This is a genomic window from Xanthomonas arboricola, from assembly GCF_003353015.1.
Taxonomy (GTDB): domain Bacteria; phylum Pseudomonadota; class Gammaproteobacteria; order Xanthomonadales; family Xanthomonadaceae; genus Xanthomonas; species Xanthomonas arboricola_E.
This window is the reverse complement of the sequence record NZ_QREM01000001.1, coordinates 143,273-168,635: the sequence shown is the minus strand read 5'-3', so window position 1 is coordinate 168,635 and position 25,363 is coordinate 143,273. Positions and strand designations below refer to the sequence as shown.

The window sequence follows — 25,363 nt, the reverse complement described above, 5'->3', positions numbered from 1 at the left end:
CACGCTGTCTCCGATGGGTGCCGCATCGTTCTGCCGTGCAGACCTTCTGGCTGGACCGACGCAGTTCGGAATGCCCAGTCGTTGCAGCGCGCGGCCTTGATGCATGTCGCTGCGTTGAGCTGCGTCGCACTGCCGCAGCAACGTCCGGTTGGCCTGGGTGGCCTGCTCACTTGGGCAGCCTGGCGACGCGGTGGCGTACGCGACTGGTGCTTCACAGCTGAAAAATCCGGTCGCTGTCGGCTGCGCGGTCGCAGCCGCTGCGCCGGTGTCACCGTATCGTCAACCTAGGTCTGCAAATTCATGCAGAATCGAACGGCGCTGCCGGCCAGGGACGTGGCCGGACCAGGGGAGCGCTTCACGTCTCATGGATCAGGGGACTCTCATCTCATGCCTGTGTTGCAGCGTCGTGCAGCCTTACTTTTCTGTGCGCTGGCGGTTGCCGGCCACGCCAACGCCCAGGTCGTCATCAGCCAGGTCTACGGCGGTGGCGGCAACAGCGGTGCCACCTTCCGCAGCGATTTCATCGAGCTGCACAACATCGGCAGTACCACGGTCAGCCTGGATGGCTGGTCGGTGCAGTACGCCTCTGCCGCCGGCAGCAGCTGGCAGGTCACCCCGTTGGCAGGCAGCGTGCCGGCCGGCGGCTACTACCTGGTCAAGCAGGCCGACGGCAGCGGCGGCAGCGTTGCACTGCCTGCGCCCGACGCCACCGGCACCATCGCCATGGCCGGCGGCGCCGGCAAGGTGGCGCTGAGCAACAGCGCCTCGGCGTTGAGCGGCGCCTGCCCCACCGGCAATGCCGACCTGGTCGGCTACGGCAGCAACGCCAGCTGCGCCGAAGGCAATGCGCCCACCCCGGCGCCCAGCAATACGCTGGCAGTGCTGCGCGGCGGCGATGGCTGCACCGACACCGACAACAACGCGGCCGACTTCGCCACCGGCGCGCCGGCCCCGCGCAATGCCGCCAGCCCCGCACGCCTGTGCAGCGGCGGCGGCCAGCCGATCGCCACGCTGGCCGATGTCAGCCAGGCCGAGGGCAATAGCGGCAGCCGCAGCGTTGTGTTCACGCTGAGCCTGAGCCAGCCGGCCGGCGCAGGCGGCGTGAGCTTCACCGCGGCCACCGCCGATGGCACTGCCGTCGCTGGCAGCGACTATGTCGCCCTGCCCGCGGCCAGCGTCCGCATCGCCGCCGGCGAGCGCAGCGCCAGCATTGCCGTGCAGGTGCTGGGCGACACCACGCCCGAGCCCGACGAGACCTTCGCGCTGCAGATCAGCGGCCTCACCGGCGCGCTGCCGGCCACGCTGAGCGCCACCGGCACCCTCCTCAACGACGACTTCAGCCTGCTGCCGATCCACGCCATCCAGGGCAAGGGCGCACGCTCGCCGCTGGACGGCCAGGTGGTCGCCACCTCGGGCATCGTCACCGCCCGTCGCAGCGCCGGCTTCTTCCTGCAGGCACCAGATGCCGAAACCGATGGCGATGCGGCCACCTCCGAAGGCGTCTACGTCTACACCGGCAGCGCCCCGCCGGATGCCGCTGCCATCGGCAACCGGGTGCGCGTGCAAGGCACGGTGATCGAATACGTGCCCACTGCCGACCCGACCCAGCCGCCACTGACCGAGATCGGCGGCAGCCTGACCGTGCTGCTGGACTCCACCGGCAACCCGTTGCCGATGCCGGTGGCGTTGAGCGCGAACTTCCCCGACCCGAACGGCGCCTTTGATCAGCTCGAAGCGCTGGAAGGCATGCGTGTCACCGCCGCCAGCCTCACCGTCAATGCCCCCACCGGCGGCAGCGTCAACGAGACCAACGCCACCGCCACCAGCAATGGCGTGTTCCATGCGGTGGTCACCGGCCTGCCGCGTGCCTTTCGCGAGCCTGGCGTGCAGTTGCCCGACCCATTGCCGGCCGGCTCGCCAGCCGGGGTGCCGCGCTGGAACACCAACCCGGAAGTGATCGCGGTCGGCAGTGCCGGCGTCGGCGCCGAGCGTCTGGATCTGGCATCGGGCTGTGTGGTGATTGGCGCCACCGGTCCGCTGGACTACAGCTTCCGCCGCTACACGCTGTACCCGGAACGCACCCCGCAGGTGAACTGCAACGGTGCCGACCAGCCGCGCCCGGCACCGCTGCCGCAGGCCGACGACGTGGCCGTGGCCACCTACAACATGGAGCGCTTCTTCGACGACCAGAACGACCCGGCGACCGGCGAGCCGGTGCTCACCCCGGCCGCATTCCAGGCCCGCCTCAACAAGGCCTCGCTGGCGATCCGCAACGACCTGCACACGCCCGACATCCTGGGCACGGTGGAAGTGGAAAGCCTCGGCGTACTGCAGACGTTGGCTGCGCGCATCAACGCCGATGCGGTGGCCGGCGGGCAGCCCGATCCCCGCTATGTGGCGTATCTGCAGGAAGGCAACGACGTCGGCGGCATCGATGTCGGCTTCCTGGTCAAGACCGCCGCTGTCAGCGCTGGCGTGCCGCGGGTGGAAGTGCTTGCCATCGCCCAGGAAGGCAAGGCCACCACCTGGACCGAGCCGGGCGGCGCGGTCAGCCTGCTCAACGATCGCCCGCCGCTGGTGCTCAGCGCCAGGGTGCACCAGGCCGATGGCCGCGTGCTGCCGCTGACCGCCATCGTGGTGCATCAGCGCTCGCTCAACGGTGCCGAGACCGACGATGCGGCCGGCACCCGCATCCGCGCCAAGCGCCAGGCCCAGGCCGAGTACCTGGCGCGCCTGCTGCAGACGCGCCAGCAGCTCGACCCGGCCGAGCAGGTGCTGGTGATGGGCGACTTCAACGCCTTCGAGTTCAACGACGGCTATGTGGATGCGATGGGCACCGTCACCGGCAGGCCGGCACCGGATGCGCAGACCGTGGTGAGCGGCGATGGCGCGGACCTGGTCAACCCGGACTACACCGACCTGACCTGGTTCAACACGCCCGACCAGAGCTACTCATACGCCTTCGACGGCAATGTGCAGTCGCTGGACCACATCCTGGCCAACGAAGCGCTCATGCGCGCACCCAACATTGCTTCGCTGTTGGTGGGCCATGCGCGCATCAATGCCGACTTCCCCGGCACCGCGCGCAACGATGCCAATACGCCCACGCGCCTGTCCGATCACGACCCCACCGTGGTGCTGTTGCGCATGACCAAGCAGGTGAGCGCGGACGTGCAGGTGGCTGTCACCGCCGCGCGCGACCAGGTGGTCGAAGGCGAGCGCATCGACTACACCGTGGATGTAGAGAACCGAGGGCCGGATCGCGCGCCGTTCACTGCGCTGGCGTTGGTGTTCGACCTGCCGGCACGGGCACGCCTCACGGCCCCGCCGGGCTGGATCTGCCAGAACCAGACCAATGCCACGCAGACCACATTTACCTGCACTATCCCGGTGCTTGCGGCGGGATCTGCGCAGCGTTTTGCAGTGCAACTGGATGCCGGCCCGGACCTGGCCGGACGCACCCTGACCCTGGCCGCCTCGGTCGCCTCGCAGTCGCCCGACCCGCAGCCGGACAACAACACCGACACCGCTGCCGTTGTGGTGCAGGCACGGCCGCAGCCGCGCAGCGACCTGGCGGTGCGGTTCGACGGCCCGGCCAGCCTGCCGACAACGGCGTTCAGCGCCAGCTACCGCGTGCTGCTGGACAACCTCGGTGCCGCGCCGGCGCAGCGCCCCGGCTTGGTGATTGAAGGCAATACGGTGTCTGCGCTGTCGCAGCTGGTGCCGCCGCAGGGCTGGCGCTGCGACAAACAGGTGCAATCGCTGCGCAATGCCCGCTTCGTGTGCAGCAGTGCGGCGGTCGTGCTGCCGGGCGCGCAGCTGGCCTTCCAGTTGACCGTGGCAGCCAGGCCGATCCCGGCCGACGGTGCCATCCGCGTGCAGGCCAGGGCCACATCGGCATCGCCCGATGCCAACCCGGCCAACGATTCGGCGCTGATCGTCACCCCGATCGGTGGAGGCGCCGGCCGTCGCTGACCGCAGTGCAACACGTCGCAGTTCCGTACTGCGACAAAGGGCGCGGCCTGGTCCGCGCCCTTTTTTTGTGCAAGCCAGCATCATTGTGTGCTGCGGTGCAGGACAGCTTTTTGCTGTGTGGTCCTTAACATCGCAACTCATATCATTTGAAACTTCTTGGTGAAGGTGTCGCCGCAATGAGCGTAGCCGCGCAGTTCGAGATCGAATATCTGCAATACATGGACGCGGACGGCCAGATCGTCCGCGACGACCTGCCGGCCGACGCCGCCAACCCGCAACAGCTGCTCGCGCTGTTCAAGCGCATGCTGTTCGTGCGCACCTTCGACAGCAAATCGGTCGCGCTGCAGCGCACCGGCAAGTTGGGCACCTATGCGGCCTGCCTCGGTCATGAAGCCACCCATGTGGGCATCGGCGCTGCGATGCGCAGCGGCGATGTGTTCGCGCCCAGCTATCGCGAGTACGGCACCATGTTCGAACGCGGCGTGCGTCCGCGCGATGTGCTGCTGTACTGGGGCGGCGACGAACGCGGCAGCGACTATCCGCGCGATGCCGATGCGGCGATCGACTTCCCGATCTGCGTGCCGATCTCCACCCAGTGCCTGCACGCGGCCGGTTCGGCGCTGTCGTTCAAGCTGCGGGGCAAGCCGCAGGTCGCGGTGGCCTGCTGCGGCGATGGCGGCAGTTCCAAGACCGACTTCTATGCCGCGCTCAATTCGGCCGGCGCCTACAAGCTGCCGCTGATCCTGTGCGTGATCAACAACGGCTGGGCGATCTCGGTGCCGCGCTCGGCGCAGACCGGTGCGCAGACGCTGGCGCAGAAGGGCCTGGCCGGCGGCCTGCATTGCCTGCAGGTGGATGGCAACGACCTGATCGCGGTGCTCGAAGCGATGCGCCAGGCGCGCGCGCGCGCATTGGCCGGCGACGGCGGCACGGTGATCGAGTTCCTGACCTATCGCCTGTCCGATCACACCACCGCCGACGATGCGCGGCGTTATCGCGGCGAAGAAGAGGTCAAGCAAGGCTGGGCGCGCGAGCCGCTGCTGCGCCTGCGCCGCTATCTCACCGCGCAAGGCCTGTGGGACGAGGCGCAGGAAACCGCATGGAAGGCCGACTGCGGTGCGCGCGTGGACGAGGAGGTCAACGCCTATCTCAACACCCCGGTGCAGCCGGTCGAAGCGATGTTCGATTACCTCTACGGCGACCCGCCGGCCGAGTTGCTGGCCCAGCGCGCCGAGGTGATGGCGCAGGAGGCCCGCCATGGATGAGCTCAACCAGTCACACCTGGCTGCAACACAGCAGGCCAGTGCCCCCTACAACGCCGCAGCCACGCGCGGAGACAGTGCCATGAGTTCGCCCATCACCCTGATCGAAGCCATCACCCAGGCGCTGGCCTGGGAGCTGGAACACGACCCTGCGGTACTGGTGCTGGGCGAGGATGTCGGCGTCAACGGCGGCGTGTTCCGCGCCACTGCCGGCCTGCAGCAGCGCTTCGGCAGCGAGCGGGTGCTGGACACGCCGCTGGACGAAACCACCATCGCCGGCCTGAGCGTCGGCCTGGCCGCGCAGGGCATGAAGCCGGTGGCCGAAGCGCAGTTCGACGGCTTCGTCTATCCCATGGTCGATCACCTGATCTGCCATGCCGCACGCCTGCGCAACCGCACCCGCGGGCGCCTGCATTGCCCGATGGTGCTGCGGGTGCCGTGGGGCGGCGGCATCCGCGCGCCGGAACATCACAGCGAGGCCAACGAAGCCATCTTCACCAACGTGCCCGGCCTGCGCGTGGTGTTGCCGTCCTCGCCGCAGCGCGCCTACGGCCTGTTGCTGGCCGCGATCCGCGACCCGGACCCGGTGATCTACATGGAGCCCAAGCGCATCTACCGCCAGTACAAGGAAGTGGTCGCCAACGATGGCGAGGCGCTGCCGCTGGATGTGTGCTTCGTGCTGCGCGACGGTACCGACGTCACCCTGGTCACCTGGGGTGCGCAGGTCAAGGAAGCGCTGGAAGCAGCCGACAAGCTCGCTGGCGAAGGCATCAGCGCCGAAGTCATCGACGTGGCCACGCTGCGCCCGCTGGACTTCGACACCATCGCCGAATCGGTGGCCAAGACCGGCCGCTGCGTGATCGTGCAGGAAGCCCCGCGCAGCGCCGGCTTTGGTGCGGAGATCGCCGCGCAGCTGGCGGAAAAATCGATGTACGACCTGCTCGCACCGGTCGAACGCGTCACCGGCTACGACACGCATATCCCGCTGTTCCGGCTGGAGATGAAGTACCTGCCGAGCGTGGAGCGCATCGTCAGCGCCGCCCGTCGCGCGGTGGCTGCCGGCTGACATGCGCGCCCGTCTGCTCTGCGATTACCGCGCCGCGTACGCCAACCCGATCCGCTTCCACGCCGGCCAGCACGTGACCATCGGCGTGCGCGACGAGGAATGGCCGGCCTTCGCCTGGGTCAACACCGGCGATGGCCATGCCGGCTGGGCCCCGGTGGCCTGGCTGCGCCCCCTGGGCGACGGCCAGGCCGAAGCCCTGCGCGACTACGACGCACGCGAACTCGATGCCCACCAGGGCCAGGACGTGTTGCTGCATTACGAACATGGCGGTTGGTGGTGGTCCGAGCGTGCCGACGGCATGCAGGGCTGGCTGCCGGCCGTCGACCTCGAACTCCTCGACGACACCACGCCGCCACTGCCTGCGGCGCAAGAGAACCTGCCATGAGCGAAGCCAAGAATTTCCACCTGCCCGACCTGGGCGAAGGCCTGCCCGATGCCACCATCGTCGAATGGTTCGTCAAGGAAGGCGACAGCGTGCGCCTGGACGATCCGCTGGTCTCGATGGAGACCGCCAAGGCGGTGGTCGAGGTGCCCTCGCCGTTCTCCGGCACCGTGACCAAGCTCGCCGGTGCCGCCGGCGACATCATCGTCACCGGTGCGATGCTGGCGCAGTTCGCGCTGGACGCCTCGCAGCCGCAACGCGCCGACGGCCAGGACACCGGGCATGGGCACGGCAGCGCGCAGGCCCCGACGCCTAGCACCGGGCAGAGCGCGGCTGGCCCCACCGAACGCGTGGTTGCCTCCGACAACGGTGGCGAAATCGCCGATGCGGACGCAGACGCAACTGCAGCGTCCGATGCCGCAGGCGAGCGCGATGACGCCGGCACCGTGGTGGGTGCGATGCAGAGCTCCAACACCGTGCAGAGCGAACACGCCATTGCGGTCGGCGGTGTCCGCGCCATGCCGGTCGTCCGCGCGCTCGCCCGCAAGCTGCGGGTGGACCTGGCCCAGGTCCGCGCCACCGGCGCGGACGGCACGGTGACGCTGGCGGACGTAAAGCAGGCCGCAGCCGCGGGCACCGCGCAGCCCTCACCCGGCGCGCGTGGCGCGCCGACCTCTCCCGCAAGCGGGAGAGGTGGCATGTTCAATGATCCGGCAAGCGGGGGAGCTGGTTCGTTCGCTGATCCCGCAAGCGGGAGAGCTGGTTCGTTTGCTGAAGGTGACAGAGCCAACGGAACCGCTGGCCACGGCAGGAATCGCGCAGAAACGGCGACCCTTCTCCCGCCTGCGGGAGAAGGTGCCCGCAGGGCGGATGAGGGCACCACTGCCCGCTCGCCGCTGTCGGCCAGCGGCAAGCCGATGCGCACCCAATCGCCCGGCATCAGCGCCAAGGGCCAGCCCGAACAGCTCAAGGGCGTGCGCCGCAACATGGCCCGCGTGATGGCCGATGCGCACAGCAAGGTGGTGCCGACCACGCTCAACGACGATGCCGACATCCACGCCTGGCAGCCCGGCAACGACGTCACCGTGCGCCTGGTGCGCGGCATCGTGCGTGCGTGCCAGGCAGTGCCTGCGCTCAACGCCTGGTTCGACGGCGATGCACTCAGCCGCACCCTGCACCCCCAGGTCGATGTCGGCATCGCGGTGGATACCGAAGAAGGCCTGTTCGTGCCCGCGTTGCGCAATGCCGACATGCTCGACGCGCACGGCATCCGCGAGAGCGTCAACCGGCTGCGCCAGCAGGTGGAAAGCCGCAGCATCGCCGCGTCGGAACTCAGCGGCTACACCATCTCGCTGTCCAACTTCGGCATGTTCGCCGGCCGCTACGCCACTCCGGTGGTGGTGCCGCCATGCGTGGCGATCGTGGCTGCCGGCCGTGCGCGCTACCAGCTCACCCCGGTCATGGGCGGGGTGGAAACCCACAAGGTCATGCCACTATCGCTGACCTTCGACCACCGTGCCGCCACCGGCGGCGAAGCCGCGCGTTTCCTGCGTGCGCTGCTGGACGACTTGGCAGCCCCAAACTAGACGCCTTCCGCGGTGGCACCCAAGATGCCACCGCGCGGCGCGGAAAAGCAGCAGCAAGCGCAAAGCAGGCTACTCCGCTTTGCGTAGTTCAGTAGCGTGGAGACGATGCAGACGCGAGCATGATCGTTGGGACTCGCAGTTTACCGGCTGTCCGATTGGGCTCCTGATGCTGATGGAACAGGATCGCCCCGTTTCTGACGCTATTGCTAGCTAGCCTTCGGACTTTGGCTTGTAGGTCTGCCAGATATGCGGTTCTTGCTCCCAAGGCGGCGCGCACTGTTCAAATTCAGTATGCTGCCTCATGGGCGAATCCAGCGCATGGTGTACTTCGCTATAGAACTGAACACGCTGCTGGTAGCCGGAATCGTCGCGATTGCGATAAAGGTGCCTTAGCTCCGAGTCGGTGACGCTTGTCCCAGCGTAGTATCCCTTTTTATAGAATCGGCTCTTGGCTGGCGCCGAAGTCATCTCGTCATGACCGCCTAAGCCAAAGGCGACATCGCGACCTGTCTCAACAGCGAAGGAGAGGGCACCTTTGGATTTTTTCTTGAAAACGTTGGTTTCATTAAGGGCTGCCTGCTTCTCTACCTCTTTGTACGTTCTACCTGCCAAGGCCACTGGATCACCAAACATCGACGCCGCCCTGCTCATGTCAGGCATTTCGCTGCTGAAATTCTCTCTGTTGTGATCATTCACGGCGGACGCCCATTTCGGATTTGATCGCAAATGGTCAGCAAAATGCTGATTCAAGTCCGGACAACGCTCCTCCGGGTCGAATGATGGATGACCACCCAGGAACTGACGCACAGTAATCGGGATATTTTGCAAGCTATGCATCATGGCGGCTTCATCGCCGTCATGTGTCCACAGCAACAATTTATCTTGTGTCTCCTGGCGGCCAAAGAAAAGCGTATTTTCAGCCTCTCCAACAAGGCGGCGCTTGGAACTTTCTGGCGCTTGCGATTGCTTTGGCGCGGGTCTCAGCTCCTCGAATCTTCCGGATGAAGATGTACTAGAACTGATGGAATCGGGACTAGGGCATTCTTCTTGGTCGTGTAACGAACTCACAGTGTTTGTTGCCGGAGAGTCCGGCAAGCTACTGCACTTGGAGATACACGAACCCATCTTGGCTACCTCGCATTGAATTTTAGTCTGGCGCGGCGTTGCTCCTCGTAGTGGCGAACAATCTAATCACCATGACCCTTCACTTTCTGCGCCAATACGAATTGGCTCACAAGAATACGAACGGGGCCTCGACACTGAAGGAGCAGCAGAGCCTGCCATCTACAGCGATTGCCAAGCTCCTGAATGCAATTGGCGCCGCCAATCCTAGATAATGTCCGCATGTCATTCACTCACCTCTCGCTGTCGCCGCAGCTGCAGCCGTTCTTCGATACCGCGCTCGCCAAGGCCGGTCACCACTTACCCACGCCGATCCAGCAGCAGGCAATTCCGCCGATGCTGCAGGGACGCGATCTGATCGCGATGGCGCAGACCGGTTCGGGCAAGACGCTGGCCTATGCGCTGCCATTGCTGCAGCAACGCTGCCTGGCGCCGGATGTTGCCCCGCGCGTGCTCGGCGCGCTGGTGCTGGTGCCCACGCGCGAACTCGCTGCGCAGGTCGAAGACACGCTGCGTCAGCTGGCGGCGCACCTGCCGCGGCGGCTCAGGATCGTTGCGGCTACCGGCGGCAGTTCGATCAATCCGCAGCTGCTTGCCCTGCGCGGTGGTGCCGATATCGTGGTCGCCACACCCGGCCGGCTGCTGGACCTGGTCGATCACAACGCGCTGCGCCTGGGCGAGGTCGCCACGCTGGTGCTGGACGAAGCCGACCGCCTGCTCGAACTGGGCTTCGGCGCCGAGCTCGATCGCATCCTGGCGTTGTTGCCGGCACAGCGCCAGACCGTGCTGTTTTCGGCCACGTTTCCGCCCGCCATCGCCTCGCTGGCCAAGCGTCGCCTGCGCGACCCGCTGCGCATCACCATTGCCGCCACGCCGCAGGCTGCGCCTGCGATCGAACAACGCGCGATCGCCGTCGACGCCGGCCAGCGTACGCAGCTGCTGCGCCACCTGCTGCAGGAACACGGCTGGTCGCATGTGCTGGTGTTCGTCGCCAGCCGCCACACCGCCGAGAAAGTCGCCGAAAAACTCACCAAGACCGGCATCAACGCGCAACCGCTGCATGGCGAGCTGAGCCAGGGCCGCCGCGAGCGTACGTTGCATGCGTTCAAGCAGCGCGAGCTGCAGGTGCTGGTGGCCACCGATCTGGCCGGGCGCGGCATCGACATCGACGCGCTGCCGGCGGTGGTCAATTACGACCTGCCGCGCTCGACGGTGGACTACACCCACCGCATCGGCCGCACCGCACGCGCAGGTGCCAGCGGCCTTGCGATCAGCTTCATCACCGCAGAGAGCCAGCCGCAATGGCGTTTGATCGAAAAACGCCAGGGCCTGCGCATGCCGACCAGCGTGGTCGCCGGTTTCGAGCCGACCCCGGCGGCAGCGACGCCTGCGCCGCAGACGCCACACCCCGGCACGCGCACTGCGGACGACAACGGCGGCATCAAGGGCAGGCGGCCGAGCAAGAAGGACAAATTGCGTGCGGCAGCGTCACAGGCGGGCGAGCCGGACTGAGCGTGGTCGATCACGCGCAACGTGTTGTCGTCGCGCGGATCTGGAAGGAGCAGGCGCCGCGCCTGAACATGCGGCACATGCGCAGGCCGGACAGCGTCAGCATGCGTCGATGCCGGTCTTGCGCACTCTTGGCACGTTGCGGCTTCGCAGATGGCGGACATCGGCTGCCGATGCCTGCCGCGTGCACGGCATGCGATCTGACCTTAGATCCGCTCAGGCCACCCGCGGTGACGGCAAGGCGCATTGCCGAAGACGGCCGCGCACGGCATGCCAACGCAGCGGCAATCCACTGCCACGCCGGTGCAGCGCCTCAGTCCTGCTCGAAATCCAGCTCGCCGCCCGGGGCGCTGTCGCCATCGGCACGCGGGGTACGCTTGCCGGGCTTGCGCAGGATTTCCACGAAGAACTGCTCGCCACCTTCGCTGGTGAGCGCATTGATCGCCCGGATCAGCTCGGCCGGCGGCAGCGGCGCGGCACTGGCCTCGTCCACCCCGAAGCGCATGTCGAAGTCCCAGTAGTCCGCGCCCTCGGGCAGGTCCTTGCGGCGCTCGCGACGGATGTACTTGCGGATATCGTTCTTGCTGGCTTCCAGCAGACGGTCGCGGTTCTTGCCTTCGAGGTTGAGCTGGTAGGTCTTGCGCATGGGGACATCGGTTGGGGAACTGGCCGCCTATTGTGGGGCCACACGGCCCATCTGGGTGAATCATCGGCCGTTGGCCATGGACCGAGCGGGCACCTGCATGTGCATGCGCTCGATGGCGTGGTCGCCCTCGTGCCGGGGAGCACACCGGTGCCGGCACGCCGATCGCGCATCGCTTCGACCCCGCTGCGATCAGCCACGACGCAGCTCCGGCGCCTCGGCGGCCAAGGCGTGCCACTGCCGCCGCCTCGGCCGCCGAGGCGCCTGCCCATGAGCACTCGGCCGCCTCCCTCGATGCGCCATCCCGATCCGCTCCCGGCCGATGCCAGGCAGCGCCACGCGCAAGCCTCACATCTCAACTCGGCATGGTGCACGCGTGCATCAGCCGCAGTCCCTCAGCCCACGCTTGCCGTTGCTGGCGCCAGCGCTTGCATGTCCGCCACGAACGCCTGCTCGGCGGCAATCACTTCATCGGCGTGATCCTGGCACCAGTGCAGCAGCGCCATCATCGGCGCTTCCAGGGTGTCGCCCAAGGGCGTGCGCCGGTATTGCACGGCCACCGGGGACGAGGAAATCACTTCCCTGCTGATCAAGCCGATCCGCTCCAGCCGCCGCAACGCTTCGGTCAGCGACTTGTGCGTCACACCGTCCAGTTGCCGCTTGATCTGGTTGAAACGCGTCGGCCCGTTGCACAGCACCGTCATGATCATGATCGACCACTTGTTGGCGATCGGCTCCAGCACGGTGCGGATATCCGAGATGCGATCGAGGTCGCAGGGCGCAGTGGTTTCCTCGGCCATATCTAGTTACCTCAAGGTGCGTAATTGAAACTAAGTATAGGATGGATATCATCTCGCCGATACTGAAAGCCGACAGGACGCAGCGGCGCCGCGTCCGGTCCCGCATCGACAACCAGCGAAGAGACTGTCCATGTCAACGAATGAGCTCCACGGCAAAGTGGCCCTGATTACCGGCGCCTCCAGCGGCATCGGTAGCGCAACGGCCAAGAAACTCGCAGCGGCAGGAATGAAGGTGGGCCTTGCCGCACGCCGCATCGACCGGCTGCAGGCATTGAAGTCAGGCATCGAGCAGGCGGGCGGCCAGGCCGTCGTGCTGGAAATGGATGTCGCCAGCAAGGACTCGGTCACTGCTGGCGTCGCAGCCCTGATCGGCGCTTATGGCGCCATCGACGTGCTGGTCAACAATGCCGGCATCATGCCGCTGTCCAGCATCGATGACTTCCATACCGACGAATGGGAACAGATGATCGATGTCAACGTGAAAGGCGTGCTCAACGTGGCCGCAGCGGTGCTGCCGCAGATGATCAAGCAGCATTCCGGCCACGTCTTCAATACGTCCTCGATTGCCGGGCGCAAGGTCTTTGGCCAGGGATTTGCGGTGTACTCGGCAAGCAAGTTTGCGGTGACCGCGTTCACCGAAGGCCTGCGGATGGAAGTCGGCAAGAAGCACAACATCCGCGTCACCAGCATTCAGCCAGGCATCGTTGCAACCGAGCTTCCGGCGCAGACCACCAGCGCGGAATATCAGGCAATGATGGCCGGTTATGCCGGCACGGTGCGGATGCTGGATCCGATGGATATTGCCGACACCATCCTGTTCGCAGCGCAGGCACCGGCGAACGTCAACATTGCCGAAGTGTATGTGGTGCCCACCGACCAGGTGTAACCGGTACCCGACCACTCCATGCCGCCTGCCCCCCGGCGGCGTCCGGCGGCGTGGGGCACGCGATGCTTTGGAACAGCGAGCAAAACCAGGGTGCGCACCGCCACCCGGCTGTGGTCGGTGCTCGAAATCGGGGCGTTGGTCATCGCTCGGCACGCGACTGACCTGGCGCTGCTGCCGAGCGTTGATGGGTCGCCGCACATGGATGGGGCGACACACGCAAGGCTGGCCATGGACAGGCGGTGCATGGCGATTGCAGACACCACCCGCATCTGACTGAAGGCGCGCAGTGGTTATCGATGCGCAAGGTGTCACGCATCCACCCACAGGCGCGCTGCCTGTGTCAGGTCAATCCAAGCCGCTTGCGCAAACTGCCATCCACCGCGCCTGCCGGCATGAACCGGCGCAGTTTACTCAGCAGCGATGCCTGGCCGGGCGGCGTGCGACGCATGCGCCACTTGCCCAGTGCGGCCTCCACCACGGTGGTGGCCACGTCCTGCGGTCCCGGCGCATTGTCGATGTAGCCGGTGAACGCACGGCCGACCATGTCACGTTCGCGGTCGTACTCGGCGATGGTGGTCTGCACCACTGGCGAATTGCTGCCCAGGCTGGTCTTGGTGTACGCCGGTTCCACCAGCGTCACCCGGATGCCGAACTGGCGCAGCTCGTGGTCCAGCGTTTCCGACAGCCCTTCCACCGCATGCTTGGAGGCGGTGTACACGCCCATGTACGGCGCCGGCAGGAAGCCCAGCACCGAGCTGACATTGACGATGCGTCCCTGGCGTTTTTCCCGCATGTACGGCGCCACCGCCCGGACCGTACGCAGGATGCCCAGCACGTTGGTATCGAATAGCACGGCAGCTTCGTCGGGGCTGGTTTCCTCCACTGCGCCGACAAGATTGCGGCCTGCGTTGTTGACCAGCACATCGATGCGGCCGCTGCGGCCGACGATGCCGTCGACGGCCTGCCGCACCGAGGCAGCGTCGCGGATGTCCATTTCGACCAATTCCACATTGGCCAGCGGCGCGGCAGTGGAAAGCGCACGTACGCTGCCGTAGACGGTGCAGCCGCGTTGGGCGAAGCGCTCTGCGGCAACGCGGCCGATGCCGGAGGACACGCCGGTGATCAGCACGACAGGTTGCTGTTGCATGGTGGTTCCCTTATCTGTGAGAGGAGAGCGGCCGCAGCCGATGTGGCTGCGCGTGGATCGAACGCGAAGACGCCGGGTGCGCGACACCGCCCGGCGACGGCAGCATGGCCGCCGTCGCCGTTGGCACTCAGGCGTGCTGCGCAACCGCCGGGGTGCTGCTGCCGTTGCCGTTGCCGGTATCGGGACGAATCTTGAACCAGATCGAATACATCGCCGGCAGGAACACCAGCGTCAGGATCGTGCCGGCCAGGGTGCCGCCGATCAGCGTATAGGCCAGCGTGCCCCAGAACACCGAGTGCGTGAGCGGGATGAATGCCAGGATCGCCGCCAGCGCGGTCAGGATCACCGGCCTTGCACGCTGCACGGTGGCTTCCACCAGGGCATGGAACGGGTCCAGACCTTCGGCCTCGTTGTGGTGGATCTGCCCGATCAGGATCAGCGTGTTGCGCATCAGGATGCCCGACAATGCGATCAGGCCCACCAGTGCGTTGATGCCGAAGGGTTGCTGGAACAGGATCAAGGTCGGCACCACGCCGATCAGGCCCAGCGGGCTGGTCAGGAACACCATCACCATCGCCGAGATCGAACGCACCTGCAGGATGATGATCAGCAAGGTGGCCGCCAGCATGATCGGGAACAGCGGCAGCATCGCCGTGGTTGCCTTGCCGGATTCCTCAATGGAACCAGCTTCCTTGATCTGATAACCGCTGGGCAGTTTTTCGATGATGGGCTGCAATTGCTTGGTGATCACCGCCGAGACATCCGGCGGCTGCAACTCCTCGCCGACATCGCCACCGACGGTGATGGTCGGCACGCGATCGCGACGCCGCATGATCGGCTCTTCCATCCGCACATCCACCTTGCCGACCTGCGACAACGGCACGCGCTGGCCATTGGCACCGGCCAGGGTGAAGTCGGCGATGCGTGCCGGATCGAAGCGGGTGTCGCCGGCCGAACGCGCCATTACCTGCACGCTGCGGATATCTTCGCGCACCAGCGTGACCGGCACGCCGGTGAGCAGGAACTGCAGTTGCTGGGCCACGGCGGTCGAGGTCAGCCCCACTGCCTGCAGGCGGTCCTGGTCCAGGGTGAAATGCAGCGTGGGGGTGCGCGTGCCCCAATCAGTGTTGACGGTACGCAGCATCGGGCTGTCCTGCATCACCTGCCTGACCTGCGCGGCGATGCCCCGCAACACCTGCGGATCGGCACCGCTGATCCGGTAGGCCACCGGGAACTGCGAGTACGGGCCGAAGGTGAGCTGGGTGACGCGCACGCGGGCTTCGGAGGCGAGACCTTCGGAGATGGCCTTGCGCAAACGCAGCTTCAAGGCATCGCGCTGGCGCTGGTCGTCGGTGCGGATCACGATCTTGGCAAACGACGGGTCCGGCAACTCCGGGCCCATGGCCAGGAAGAAGCGCGGCGCACCCTGCCCGATGTAGGCGGTGACGATCTTGGCCTCGTCCTGCCGGGCGAGCCAGGCTTCGACCTTGGCGGTGGCCGCGCTGGTCTGGTTGATCGAGGTCCCGTACGGCAGTTGCACTTCGACCAGGACTTCGGGGCGATCGGAGATCGGGAAGAACTGCTTCTTGACGATGCCCATGCCAACGATCGCGAGCACGAACAGGCCCACCACCGATCCGGCCACCAGCCACTTGCGCGCAATCACGCGTGCCAGCGCGGTGCGGAAGCGGTTGTAGCGCGGCGTGTCGTACATCGCGGCGTGGCCGCCTTCGACCTTCTTCAGGTCCGGCAGCAGCTTGACCCCCAGGTAGGGCGTGAACACCACTGCCACCACCCACGACACGATCAACGCAATGCCCACGATCCAGAACATGTTGCTGGTGTATTCGCCGGCGGTGGAGGCGGCAAAGCCGTTCGGCATGAAGCCGACCGCGGTCACCAGCGTGCCGGACAGCATCGGCGCGGCGGTATGGCTCCATGCATAGGCCGATGCGGCGACGCGGCTGTAGCCTTCCTCCATCTTCACCACCATCATCTCGATGGCGATGATGGCGTCGTCCACCAACAGGCCCAGCGCCAGGATCAACGACCCCAGCGTGATGCGGTCGAAGTTCTTGCCGGTGGCCAGCATCACCACGAACACCGCCGCCAGCGTCAGCGGCACCGCCGCCGCCACCACGATGCCCACGCGCCAGCCCATGCTGACGAAGCACACCAGCATCACCACCAGCAAGGCGACGAAGAACTTGGTCATGAACTCGCCGACCGATGCGTCGATGTTGACCGCCTGGTCGGTGACCTTGCTCAGGGTCATGCCCAGCGGCAGTTCGGCATTGATCGCGCTGACCTCGCTGTCCAGCGACTTGCCCAGATCCAGCCCGTTCCAGCCATCGCGCATGATGATGCCCAGCAACAACGCCGGCTCGCCGCCACTGCGGATCATGAAGGTGGACGGATCTTCATAGCCGCGCTTGACCGTGGCGATATCCGACAGCTTCAAGGTGCGGCCCTGCACCACCAGCGGGGTGTCGCGAATCTTCTGCAGGCTGTCGAGCGCACCGTCCAGGCGGATGAACACCTGCGGCCCGCGCGTCTCCACCGAACCCGCCGCATTCAAGGCGTTCTGCGCATTGAGCGCGGCGAACACGTCCTGCGGACTGATGCCCAGCGTGGCCAGGCGCTCGTGCGAGAACTCCACGAAGATGCGCTCGGGCTGCTCGCCGATGATGTTGACCTTCTTGACGCCCGGCACGTGCAACATGCGCTGGCGCAGGGTCTCGGCATCGCGCGCGAGCAAGCGTTGCGGCTCGCCCTTGGCCTTGAGTGCGAACAGCGCGAAGGTGACGTCGGCATATTCGTCGTTGACCATCGGCCCGATCACGCCGGCCGGCAGGTTGCCGACTTCGTCGCCCACTTTCTTGCGTGCCTGGTAGAACTGCTCCTGCACCTGGCTGGGCGGCGTGCTGTCCAGCAAGGTCAAGGTGGTGAACGCCAGCCCGGGGCGCGTATAGGTTTCGCTACGGTCGTACCAGCGCAGTTCCTGCAGGCGCTTTTCGAGCTTCTCGGCGACCTGGTCCTGCATTTCCTGCGGTGTTGCGCCCGGCCAGGCGGTCACGATGGTCATTACCTTGACGGTGAAGGCCGGGTCTTCGGCGCGACCGAGCTTGAGGAATGCGACCAGGCCGGCCAGCGAAATCAGGAAGATCAGGAACAACGTGATCGAGCGCTCGCGCACCGCCAGCGCGGAGAGATTGAACCGGCCCTCGCTCACGGCTGCGCTCCTGCCGCGGTCGCGGTCCTGGCGCCGGTCGCGCTGCCATTGGCGGGCGCGATCGTGGTGGCGACGCGCACCTGCTCGCCGTCGCGCAACAGGTGCGCCCCCAGCGCCACGATGCGCTCGCCGCGCGCCAGCTTGCCGGCGACATTGGCGTGGTCGTCGTCCAGGCCCAGCACCGTCACCGGCCGCCAGCTCACCTTGGCCGGATTGCCGGCAACCACCCACACGCCCGGCCCCTTGCCGGCGTCGAACAGCGCGGCCAGCGGCACCTGCAGCCCGGCCTGCGTGGCGGCAGCGGTGCCATCGGGAATGCGGATGCTCACCGTCGTTCCCAGCGGCGCCTGCGCGAGCGCACCGTCGAGCACGTAGCGCGCCTCGAAGGTGCGGGTCAGCCGGTCGGCGCTTTCGGACAGCTGGCGCAAGGTGGCCGGCACGCTGACCGCGGCGTTGCCGAACAAGGTGGCCTGCGCCACCGAGCCGACCTGCGGGCGCAGGGTTTCCGGCAACTGGATCACCGCCTCGCGGCGGCCGGCATGCGCCAGCCGCACCACCGGCTGGCCGGCCGCGACCACCTGGCCCGGTTCGACCAGCGTCTCCATCACCACGCCGTCGGCATCGGCCAGCAGGTCGGTATAGCGGTTGGCATTGCGCGCGACATCGGCCTGGGCCTGGGCGGCGCTCAGCTGCGCCTTGGCCGCATCGGCGGCCGCCTTGATCTGGTCGTAGGCCGAGGCGGAGATGGCGCCGGTGCCGCGCAGGTCGCGATAACGGGCTTCATCCTCGGCGGTCTGCAGGGCACGGGCGCGGGCAGCGGCCACCGCGTCCTGCTGCGCACGCGCGGCCAGTTGCAGATCCACCGGATCGATGCGCATCAGTGGCTGGCCGCGCTTGACGCTCTGGCCGGCATCGACCAGCCGCTCGGACACCTTGCCTGCAACCCGGAAGCCCAGGTCGCTCTGCACGCGCGCCGCGACGGTGCCGGAAAAACTCCGCGCCGCCGAGCTGGCATCGCCCACCGTGGCCACCCGGACCAGCGGGGTGGCGGTGCGTGGATCAGGCTGCGCCTTTCCGCCGCAGGCAACCAGTGCCAGCGGCAGGACAGACAGGACGAGAGAGGTAACGACGCGGCGCCGAAGCATGGGAATCCCGAAGCGATCTGATGAAGGCTCGCATCCTGGGACTTGTGACCAAATCAGTCAATAGTCACAAACAACTTTTAAGGCGACAGGCTGCGCAGGACCAGGCCCGACAACAGCGCAGGCATCTCTTCGGTGTGCTCCAGGCTGTATTGCAGCATCGCCGGATTCATGTACGGGCGCAGGACCGCGTAGACGGCCTGGGCGGCCTCGTCCAGCGGCGTCTTGCGCTCGAAATCGCCATTGAGACGGCCCTGCTGCAGCACATCGTGCACCAGTTTCTGCATGCGGACCTCGTAGGCGAGGACCGATTGCCAGCGCTCGCTTGCTGCCGAAGCGGCAATTTCGTAGAGCTTGCGATCCTGGAAGCACAAGCGCAGGCTGGCTTCGGTCATCACCTTGAAAAGTCTACGGATTTTCTCCGGCGCCTGGTCGGTTTCGTCCATCGCGGCGCAGACCTCGGTCTCGATCTGGCGCATGCAGTTGGTACAGATCGACTCGCCGATGGCCTGCTTGGACTCGAAGAACTTGTAGATGTAGGCCTTGGAGAACCCGATCGCCTTGGCCAGGTCCGAAACGGACGTCTTCTCATAGCCATAGCGGCTGAAGTGGTCGGTGGCGGCAACGACGATCTGGTCGCGCACGTCATGATCGACCGGGCCTCGGCCCGAGACGGGGTAGCTGGATGCGTTATTCATTTCGACAGCTTAGCGCCGTCGCCCCCGACTTACAAAAGTGACCATTTCGTATTAAAGTCACTCAACATCTCCGCCACTCTGGTCTCGTCATGCCGTCACTCCGCACCCTTGCAGCGCTCATTGCCTCCAGCCTGGCCGCAGGCTGCGCGGTCGGCCCCAACTACGCCCGACCGGACGCGCCGTTGCCGGACCACTACATGGGCCAGGCGGAAGTCGCTGAACGGCAGGCAACTGCGCAGGCGGACCTGGCCACCTGGTGGAACGGATTCAACGACCCGGACCTGAGCCGCTATGTCACCGCCGCACTGGCGCAGAATCTCGACCTGGCCCAGGCCACCGCACGCGTCACCCAGGCCCGTGCCGGGCTGACCGCCGCCACTGCCGCGCTGCTGCCCTCAGGCACTATCAGCGGCAACGCCACCCGCGCCTACCAGTCGCTGGAAACGCCGCTCGGGCAGGTGATCAGCAGCACGCCCAACTTCGACCGCTACGCGACGCTCTACGAGGCCAACCTGGGCGCCAGCTGGGAACTGGACCTGTTCGGCGGCCTGCGTCGCGGCCGCCAGGCCGCGCTGGCCGACTACCAGGCCAGCGAAGCCGGTGCCGCCGCCACCCGGCTGGCGGTGGCGGCGCAGACCGCCGACATCTACATCAGCATCCGCGGCCTGCAGGGGCGGCTGGAGGTGGCCCAGCGCCAGGTCGCCACCCAGCAGGGGCTGGTGTCGATGGTGACCCTGCTGCACGGCAAGGGCCTGGCGGCCGAACTGCAGTTGCAGCAGGCCCAGGGCGCGCTGGCGCAGGTGCAGGCAACCGTGCCCGGGCTGGAAGCCGGGCTGGTCGCAGCCATGAACGCGCTGGATGTGATGCTGGGCGTGGCGCCCGGCACCCACCGCGCGGAGCTGGCGGCGAGCAAACCCATCCCGCTTGCACCGCAGATCGCCGACAGCGGCTCGCCGGCCGACCTGCTGCGCCGCCGTCCCGACCTGATCGTGGCCGAGCGCCGCCTGGCCGCGTCCAATGCGCGCATCGGCGTGGCGATGTCCGAGTACTACCCCAAGTTCTCACTCAGCGGCCTGCTCGGCAGCGCCACGGCCATCTCCGGCGGCAACCTGTTCACCGGCAATGCCGCGCAGTCGTCCGGTGTGCTGGGGCTGCGCTGGCGGCTGTTCGACTTCGGCCGCATCAATGCGCAGATCGCCCAGGCCAAGGGTCAGGAGGCCGAACAATTGGCGGCGTATCGCCTGGCCGTGTTGCGCGCCACCGAGGATGTCGAAAATGCGTTCACCGCGCTGGTCAAACGCGAGCAGCAGGCAAGCGTGCTCTCGCAAGGCGTGGACGCATTGGGCAAGGCGCGCGGCGCCTCGGCGCTGGCCTATGAAAAGGGCACGGTGAGCCTGATCGAAGTGCTCAACGCCGACGACAGCCTGCTGCGCGCCTCCGATGCACAGGTCCAGGCACGCACGGAAGCGGCACGCAGCGCGGTGGCGACCTTCAAGGCGCTGGGCGGCGGCTGGCAGCGCGGCGGTGGCGACGCGGTGGCAGTCCAGCAGCGGTAGTCATCGCAGTGGCGCGGCGATGCGCCGCGTGATGACCCGCAACGCCGACACTGGCGGCGTTGCGGGTTGATGCTGGCGTGCTGCGAGCATCGGCACAGCGCCCAGTACCGGGCAGTTGGCATGCCACACAGCCATCGCCACAGTCGATGTCATTGCGCTGGTGCAACGACGCTCCCTGCGACACACCACGCCGCAGATCGGCGGCGTCCGTCCGGGTAATGGTTGGCAACGGCCACGTATGCACCCAGGGCGTCGCGCACGACTGCATACCCACGCGACACCGAGGCAAGGCGGCCGCACGGATTCGATACCGCTGTGCCGCAGCGTTTTGCGCGTTGCGCGGCCACACGCCCGCCGTTGCTGCAACTCAATCGGCGTGGAAACGGATGCCCTGGTTGATCGTGCATTGATACGCCAGCACCGGGCCACGTTGCTGCAACCCCGGCAGGTCGTACATGTAGGTGGTGAAACGCACGCTGCCATCCGGGCGCAGCTGGTAGCGCATGAACTGCTGGATCGGCTTGCCGTCGTTGGCCACGGTGAAATGCGAACCGGAGAATGCGGCGGTGCCGTCCTCGGTGATGCGGTACGCGTCGATATGGCGGCCGCCGCGGGTCTGCGAGACCGGCGTGCCTTCTTCGGGCGTGCAGCGACCGAGATCGGTGGTCAGGCTGACGTCGTAGCCGGATTCAAGCGCTGCGAGCACTTCAGCACGGGTATTGAGCGATTCGCTGGCCCAGGCGGGCAGCGCACAGGCGCACAACGTGGCGAGCAAGGTGGCGTGGGCAAGACGGGGCATGGCGGACTCCAGGCGGACGAGGGAATCAAGCGAACTGGACTGTACTCAGCCCAGGGCGATCAACATGACCCAATCCTGTCTGCACCGGCGCAGTGCGCTACGCATCACGCGGCATGATTGCGCTGTTTGGCGAAGTCCGCGCGCGATCCCGAAATGCGGGCTATGCCCGCGCGCGCAGAGGCGGTGTGGGATGACCGGACGTCTCTCTCTGCAGAAGAAAAAACCAATGCAACGTCGGTAGACGGCAAGACGCTACGGGCACCACGCAAGTGTCCGCTGCACGCGTGGAGTGCTGCGAGGGTGCCGGTAATGCCCCGGTCGCGGCCAGGTCTGCTGCTACGACTGGTGGGTCGACCGGGACCAAGGGTTTCAAGGACTCGTGTAACCCCACGAGGCTGCGCGCGCAGCCTCATCCGGCGCCGGCGCGCCCCCTCCTCCCGATGGACGAAGGGCTCGGGGCCGAGCCAAGTGAGGCCTCAACTCCATATGGCCATCAAGAGCTGCAATGAGGGTCCACTTCGCTACAGGCGCGCATTGGCCTCGCGCGGCACCTGTTCCGGCGCCGGCTGTAACGCCGGCATCGCCCCTAGCAACAGGCGCTCTGCCAGGGCTCGCGTGGCCACGCGCAACTCCGGCACGGCGGTGATTTCCCAGTAGCGCCCGCGCAGCAGCGGGCCAACGCAGTACAAGCCCGGCACGATCTGCCCGGTGCCATCGCGCACGCGCAGCTGCGCATCGGTATCCACACCCAGGCCCAGCGGATCGGCACGCAGCAGGCCAGCTTCGCGCATGCCGGCGATCAGCGGGTCGCTGGTGCGGTCGATGTCCGTATCCAAGCCGGTCGCACGGATCACCGCATCGTAATGACCGGTCTGCGCATCGGCAGCACCGCGCGGGCGGATCACCGCCTCCACGCCATCCGGCACCCAACGCGCACGCAGCAGGCGCGCTGCGGTCACCTGCAATTGGCCCGAGGCCTGCAGCTGCGCCAGTTGCTCCGCCGCACCCGGCGCAACGCGATGCCGCGCCACTTCCCAATACGGCCGCAAGTGACGCAAAAAACGCGCGCGTTGGATCAGGTCCAGCCGCTGCCACAGCGGTTGCAGATGCGGGCGCAAGGCATCCACCACGCGACGCCAGTCGTCGACCACCGCGCTCAGCTGCCGCACGCCGCGCAGCAGGCCACGCAGGTCGGCGTCCTTGAGCGCGCGCTGCAGATGCGGCGGCAATTCCAGCACTGCGCCCGGCTGGCGCAGATGCGCCTGCGGCGCCAGCCCGCGCCGCGAGATCGCCACCATCCGGCCACGATGACCACGCGCATGCAGCGTCAATGCCACGTCCACCATGGTCAGCCCGGTGCCGACGATCAGCACATCGTCATCCGGCGACAACCGCGCCAGGGCCTCGCCCTGCCACGGCCACCCGATGTAGCGCGGATGCACGCTCAAACGCGGGCCGATGCCGGCCAGCGCCTGCGGTTGCAGTGCACCCACTGCCAACACCACCCGGTCGCTATGGAAGGCATCGCCATTGGCCAGAAACACCCGAAAGCCCTGGCGCACGCGCTCCACTGCCACCGCCTCCTGCGACAGCCGCACGATCGAGGCCTGCGCACCGCTGACGGCAGTATCCAGCTCGCTGCGCAGATAATCGCCATAGGCAAGCCGCGGCAGGAATTCCAGCCGCCCGCTGTCGCCCAGGTGCAAGGTGTCGGCGAAGGCGCCCGGCGCCTGCGCATCGATCCCCAGGTCCTTGGCGCGCACGTTGAGCAGGTGCTCCGGCCGGGCGGCGCCATAGGCGATGCCGCTGCCGAAGGTGTCGGCCACGCCGACCAGGGTGATGCGCACCTGCGCATCGGCCGTCTGCGCCAGCGCACGGACCAGCGCGGTACCGCAGAAGCCGGCACCGATGACGGTGATATGGGTTTCCATGTGCAACTCCCACTGAATGACCCGCACGTTGTGCCCGCAGCGCGGCGCAAGCGTGTAAACAAATGGTTAGCGGCGAGCAACCGAAACCGCATGAGCTGATCATGCTTGGTGATGAGGCTTGCGTGGCAAGCCACACGCATGCCGTATTGCACGCAGATGACAGCGCACGCGACTGCAGGCAGGTGCCGCTGCATGCCTCCCAACCTGGCGCGCAGCGCTGCGCTGCGCATCGCGACTTGGGGTACCTGACAACATGTAGCGAGCAATCGCGCGGGGCGTATGGACGGCGCGCTCAAAACCTGAGTGGACGAGTGGCACATGGCAATCCGAGCACCGGCCGCGCGCGCCTGGGGATGAGCGCGGACGATCGCCAGCCCGCGACGCGTCGTGGCCGGCGCGTCGTTGGCAGAAACGGTGGACGTCGTGGAACGGACCGCAGACATTGCGATGATGCGTTCAACACTGCAACGGCACCGAGCAGCGCGTCATGACCGGGCTGCTCGATAATGCCGGTTTCCGATCGAGTGTCCGCCATGTCCATTTCCGCAGCACCCACGCAAATCTCGCCGCGCACGCAACGCGTGCTGATCGCAGGCGGCAGCCGTGGCATTGGATTGGCCATTGCCGACGCGTTCGTGCGCAACGGCGCGCAGGTCTCGCTGTGCGCACGCAATGCCGACGGCCTGGCACAGGCGGCCCAGGCATTGGCACCACATGGCAGGCCGGTCCATACCTTCGCCTGCGACCTGTCGGATGCGGCGCAGATCGCGGCCTATGTGCAGGCCGCAGCGCAGGCGCTGGATGGCCTGGATGTGGTGATCAACAACGCCTCCGGCTATGGACACGGCAACGACGATGCCAGCTGGCAGGCCGGCCTGGATGTGGACCTGATGGCGGCAGTGCGCTGCAATCGCGCCGCGCTGCCGTACCTGCGCGACAGCAACGCGGCGGTGATCCTCAATATCAGCTCGATCAATGCGCAACGCCCCACGCCGCGCGCGATCGCCTATTCCACCGCCAAGGCAGCGCTGAATTACTACACCACCACGCTGGCCGCCGAACTGGCGCGTGAGCGCATCCGTGTCAACGCGATTGCACCGGGCTCGATCGAGTTTCCCGACGGGCTATGGGCGCGGCGTCGCGACGCAGAGCCGGACCTGTATGCACGCATCCGCGACAGCATTCCGTTCGGCGGATTCGGGCAGGTCCAGCACATCGCCGACGCGGCATTGTTTCTCGCCTCGCCGCAAGCGCGCTGGATCACCGGGCAGGTGCTGGCGGTGGATGGCGGGCAGTCGTTGGGGGTATGAGCGGGGGTCTGTGCTCGCGAGGATGCCCATGCGTTGCAGTGCATCGGTAGGAGCGCGCTTGCGCGCGACGGGGCTTTCTCGGCAAGGCCTCTTCGCGCGCAAGCGCGCTCCTACAAAAACAGATCCTCAGCCTTCCATGCGATGCCCTTGCGGCTAGGCGAAGGTGCTGTTGGAGGGTGGATGGCGGGCAGCCGCTGGGGCGTGAGCGGGTGCCTGTGCTCGCGAGGATGCCTCTGCGTTGCAGTACATCGGTAGGAGCGCGCTTGCGCGCGACGGGGCTTTCTCGGTAAGGCCTCATNTCTGCGTTGCAGTACATC

The 25,363-nt window shown here is 66.8% G+C and carries 18 protein-coding genes; 9 read left to right on the top strand and 9 right to left on the bottom strand.

Annotated elements, in window-relative coordinates; translation table 11 throughout:
* Window positions 1–387: 387 nt before the first annotated feature.
* The 5 genes from C0541_RS00760 to C0541_RS00740 all read left to right on the top strand — a co-directional run bounded on the left by C0541_RS00760 (window position 388) and on the right by C0541_RS00740 (window position 8,271).
* A complete protein-coding gene (locus tag C0541_RS00760) occupies window positions 388–3,975 on the top strand; it encodes a lamin tail domain-containing protein (RefSeq protein WP_115045280.1) in 3,588 nt (1,195 codons plus the stop codon).
* 176 nt (window positions 3,976–4,151) lie between these two features.
* Window positions 4,152–5,240 carry a pyruvate dehydrogenase (acetyl-transferring) E1 component subunit alpha gene (pdhA, locus tag C0541_RS00755; RefSeq protein WP_115045279.1) on the top strand — a complete coding sequence of 363 codons (1,089 nt, stop codon included), beginning with the start codon at window positions 4,152–4,154 and terminating at the stop codon, window positions 5,238–5,240.
* Window positions 5,233–6,303, top strand: coding sequence for an alpha-ketoacid dehydrogenase subunit beta (locus C0541_RS00750; protein ID WP_161959814.1), 1,071 nt, complete (start codon window positions 5,233–5,235; stop codon window positions 6,301–6,303). The genes pdhA and C0541_RS00750 overlap by 8 nt, the downstream gene beginning before the upstream one ends.
* Window position 6,304: 1 nt before the next feature.
* Window positions 6,305–6,688, top strand: coding sequence for an SH3 domain-containing protein (locus C0541_RS00745; protein ID WP_115045277.1), 384 nt, complete (start codon window positions 6,305–6,307; stop codon window positions 6,686–6,688).
* Window positions 6,685–8,271, top strand: a complete 1,587-nt coding sequence (locus C0541_RS00740; protein WP_115045276.1) for a dihydrolipoamide acetyltransferase family protein — start codon at window positions 6,685–6,687, stop codon at window positions 8,269–8,271. Before C0541_RS00745 ends, C0541_RS00740 begins: the two co-directional genes overlap by 4 nt.
* 210 nt (window positions 8,272–8,481) lie before the next feature.
* Here C0541_RS00740 and C0541_RS20565 read toward each other — a convergent pair whose 3' ends face one another.
* A complete protein-coding gene (locus tag C0541_RS20565; protein ID WP_153064930.1) occupies window positions 8,482–9,339 on the bottom strand; it encodes a hypothetical protein in 858 nt (285 codons plus the stop codon).
* 276 nt (window positions 9,340–9,615) lie between these two features.
* On the opposite strand from C0541_RS20565, the gene C0541_RS00725 reads away from it, so the two are divergent.
* Window positions 9,616–10,905, top strand: a complete 1,290-nt coding sequence (locus C0541_RS00725; protein ID WP_115045273.1) for a DEAD/DEAH box helicase — start codon at window positions 9,616–9,618, stop codon at window positions 10,903–10,905.
* A gap of 310 nt (window positions 10,906–11,215) precedes the next feature.
* Here the strand turns inward: C0541_RS00725 and C0541_RS00720 are convergent, their stop codons facing one another.
* Both C0541_RS00720 and C0541_RS00715 read right to left on the bottom strand, forming a co-directional pair.
* Window positions 11,216–11,548: a DUF6172 family protein gene (locus tag C0541_RS00720; RefSeq protein ID WP_115045272.1), complete on the bottom strand. Its 333-nt coding sequence runs from the start codon at window positions 11,546–11,548 to the stop codon at window positions 11,216–11,218.
* A gap of 392 nt (window positions 11,549–11,940) precedes the next feature.
* Entirely contained in the window at window positions 11,941–12,345 is a 405-nt protein-coding gene (locus C0541_RS00715) for a winged helix-turn-helix transcriptional regulator (RefSeq protein ID WP_115045271.1), read from the bottom strand.
* 130 nt (window positions 12,346–12,475) lie between these two features.
* Here C0541_RS00715 and C0541_RS00710 point away from each other — a divergent pair, with 130 nt between their 5' ends.
* A complete protein-coding gene (locus C0541_RS00710) occupies window positions 12,476–13,231 on the top strand; it encodes an SDR family oxidoreductase (RefSeq protein ID WP_161959813.1) in 756 nt (251 codons plus the stop codon).
* 340 nt (window positions 13,232–13,571) lie between these two features.
* On the opposite strand, the gene C0541_RS00700 is transcribed toward C0541_RS00710, so the two are convergent.
* The 4 genes from C0541_RS00700 to C0541_RS00685 all read right to left on the bottom strand — a co-directional run bounded on the left by C0541_RS00700 (window position 13,572) and on the right by C0541_RS00685 (window position 19,450).
* On the bottom strand, window positions 13,572–14,378 hold the full coding sequence (locus tag C0541_RS00700) for an oxidoreductase (RefSeq protein ID WP_115045268.1): 807 nt from the start codon (window positions 14,376–14,378) through the stop codon (window positions 13,572–13,574).
* Between the two features lie 127 nt (window positions 14,379–14,505).
* Window positions 14,506–17,610 (bottom strand): efflux RND transporter permease subunit, encoded by a 3,105-nt coding sequence (locus tag C0541_RS00695; protein WP_115045267.1) that lies wholly within the window; start codon window positions 17,608–17,610, stop codon window positions 14,506–14,508.
* Window positions 17,607–18,755, bottom strand: a complete 1,149-nt coding sequence (locus C0541_RS00690; RefSeq protein ID WP_115045266.1) for an efflux RND transporter periplasmic adaptor subunit — start codon at window positions 18,753–18,755, stop codon at window positions 17,607–17,609. The genes C0541_RS00695 and C0541_RS00690 overlap by 4 nt, the downstream gene beginning before the upstream one ends.
* 77 nt (window positions 18,756–18,832) lie before the next feature.
* Window positions 18,833–19,450: a TetR/AcrR family transcriptional regulator gene (locus C0541_RS00685; RefSeq protein ID WP_115045265.1), complete on the bottom strand. Its 618-nt coding sequence runs from the start codon at window positions 19,448–19,450 to the stop codon at window positions 18,833–18,835.
* 89 nt (window positions 19,451–19,539) lie between these two features.
* Here C0541_RS00685 and C0541_RS00680 point away from each other — a divergent pair, with 89 nt between their 5' ends.
* Window positions 19,540–21,006, top strand: a complete 1,467-nt coding sequence (locus C0541_RS00680) for an efflux transporter outer membrane subunit (RefSeq protein ID WP_115045264.1) — start codon at window positions 19,540–19,542, stop codon at window positions 21,004–21,006.
* A 367-nt stretch (window positions 21,007–21,373) separates the two neighbouring features.
* Here the strand turns inward: C0541_RS00680 and C0541_RS00675 are convergent, their stop codons facing one another.
* Window positions 21,374–21,805: a VirK family protein gene (locus tag C0541_RS00675; protein WP_115045263.1), complete on the bottom strand. Its 432-nt coding sequence runs from the start codon at window positions 21,803–21,805 to the stop codon at window positions 21,374–21,376.
* Window positions 21,806–22,326: 521 nt separating this feature from the next.
* Entirely contained in the window at window positions 22,327–23,736 is a 1,410-nt protein-coding gene (locus tag C0541_RS00670; protein ID WP_161959812.1) for an FAD/NAD(P)-binding protein, read from the bottom strand.
* 533 nt (window positions 23,737–24,269) lie between these two features.
* On the opposite strand from C0541_RS00670, the gene C0541_RS00660 reads away from it, so the two are divergent.
* Window positions 24,270–25,046: an SDR family NAD(P)-dependent oxidoreductase gene (locus tag C0541_RS00660; RefSeq protein WP_115045260.1), complete on the top strand. Its 777-nt coding sequence runs from the start codon at window positions 24,270–24,272 to the stop codon at window positions 25,044–25,046.
* The last annotated feature ends 317 nt before the right edge of the window (window positions 25,047–25,363 follow it).

Coding starts and splice junctions, on each gene's coding strand:
- C0541_RS00760 (WP_115045280.1), top strand. CDS start 388: ATGCCTGTGTTGCAGCGTCGTGCAGCCTTACTTTTCTGTGCGCTGGCG.
- pdhA (WP_115045279.1), top strand. CDS start 4,152: ATGAGCGTAGCCGCGCAGTTCGAGATCGAATATCTGCAATACATGGAC.
- C0541_RS00750 (WP_161959814.1), top strand. CDS start 5,233: ATGGATGAGCTCAACCAGTCACACCTGGCTGCAACACAGCAGGCCAGT.
- C0541_RS00745 (WP_115045277.1), top strand. CDS start 6,305: ATGCGCGCCCGTCTGCTCTGCGATTACCGCGCCGCGTACGCCAACCCG.
- C0541_RS00740 (WP_115045276.1), top strand. CDS start 6,685: ATGAGCGAAGCCAAGAATTTCCACCTGCCCGACCTGGGCGAAGGCCTG.
- C0541_RS00725 (WP_115045273.1), top strand. CDS start 9,616: ATGTCATTCACTCACCTCTCGCTGTCGCCGCAGCTGCAGCCGTTCTTC.
- C0541_RS00720 (WP_115045272.1), bottom strand. CDS start 11,548: ATGCGCAAGACCTACCAGCTCAACCTCGAAGGCAAGAACCGCGACCGT.
- C0541_RS00715 (WP_115045271.1), bottom strand. CDS start 12,345: ATGGCCGAGGAAACCACTGCGCCCTGCGACCTCGATCGCATCTCGGAT.
- C0541_RS00710 (WP_161959813.1), top strand. CDS start 12,476: ATGTCAACGAATGAGCTCCACGGCAAAGTGGCCCTGATTACCGGCGCC.
- C0541_RS00700 (WP_115045268.1), bottom strand. CDS start 14,378: ATGCAACAGCAACCTGTCGTGCTGATCACCGGCGTGTCCTCCGGCATC.
- C0541_RS00690 (WP_115045266.1), bottom strand. CDS start 18,755: ATGCTTCGGCGCCGCGTCGTTACCTCTCTCGTCCTGTCTGTCCTGCCG.
- C0541_RS00685 (WP_115045265.1), bottom strand. CDS start 19,450: ATGAATAACGCATCCAGCTACCCCGTCTCGGGCCGAGGCCCGGTCGAT.
- C0541_RS00680 (WP_115045264.1), top strand. CDS start 19,540: ATGCCGTCACTCCGCACCCTTGCAGCGCTCATTGCCTCCAGCCTGGCC.
- C0541_RS00675 (WP_115045263.1), bottom strand. CDS start 21,805: ATGCCCCGTCTTGCCCACGCCACCTTGCTCGCCACGTTGTGCGCCTGT.
- C0541_RS00670 (WP_161959812.1), bottom strand. CDS start 23,736: ATGGAAACCCATATCACCGTCATCGGTGCCGGCTTCTGCGGTACCGCG.
- C0541_RS00660 (WP_115045260.1), top strand. CDS start 24,270: ATGTCCATTTCCGCAGCACCCACGCAAATCTCGCCGCGCACGCAACGC.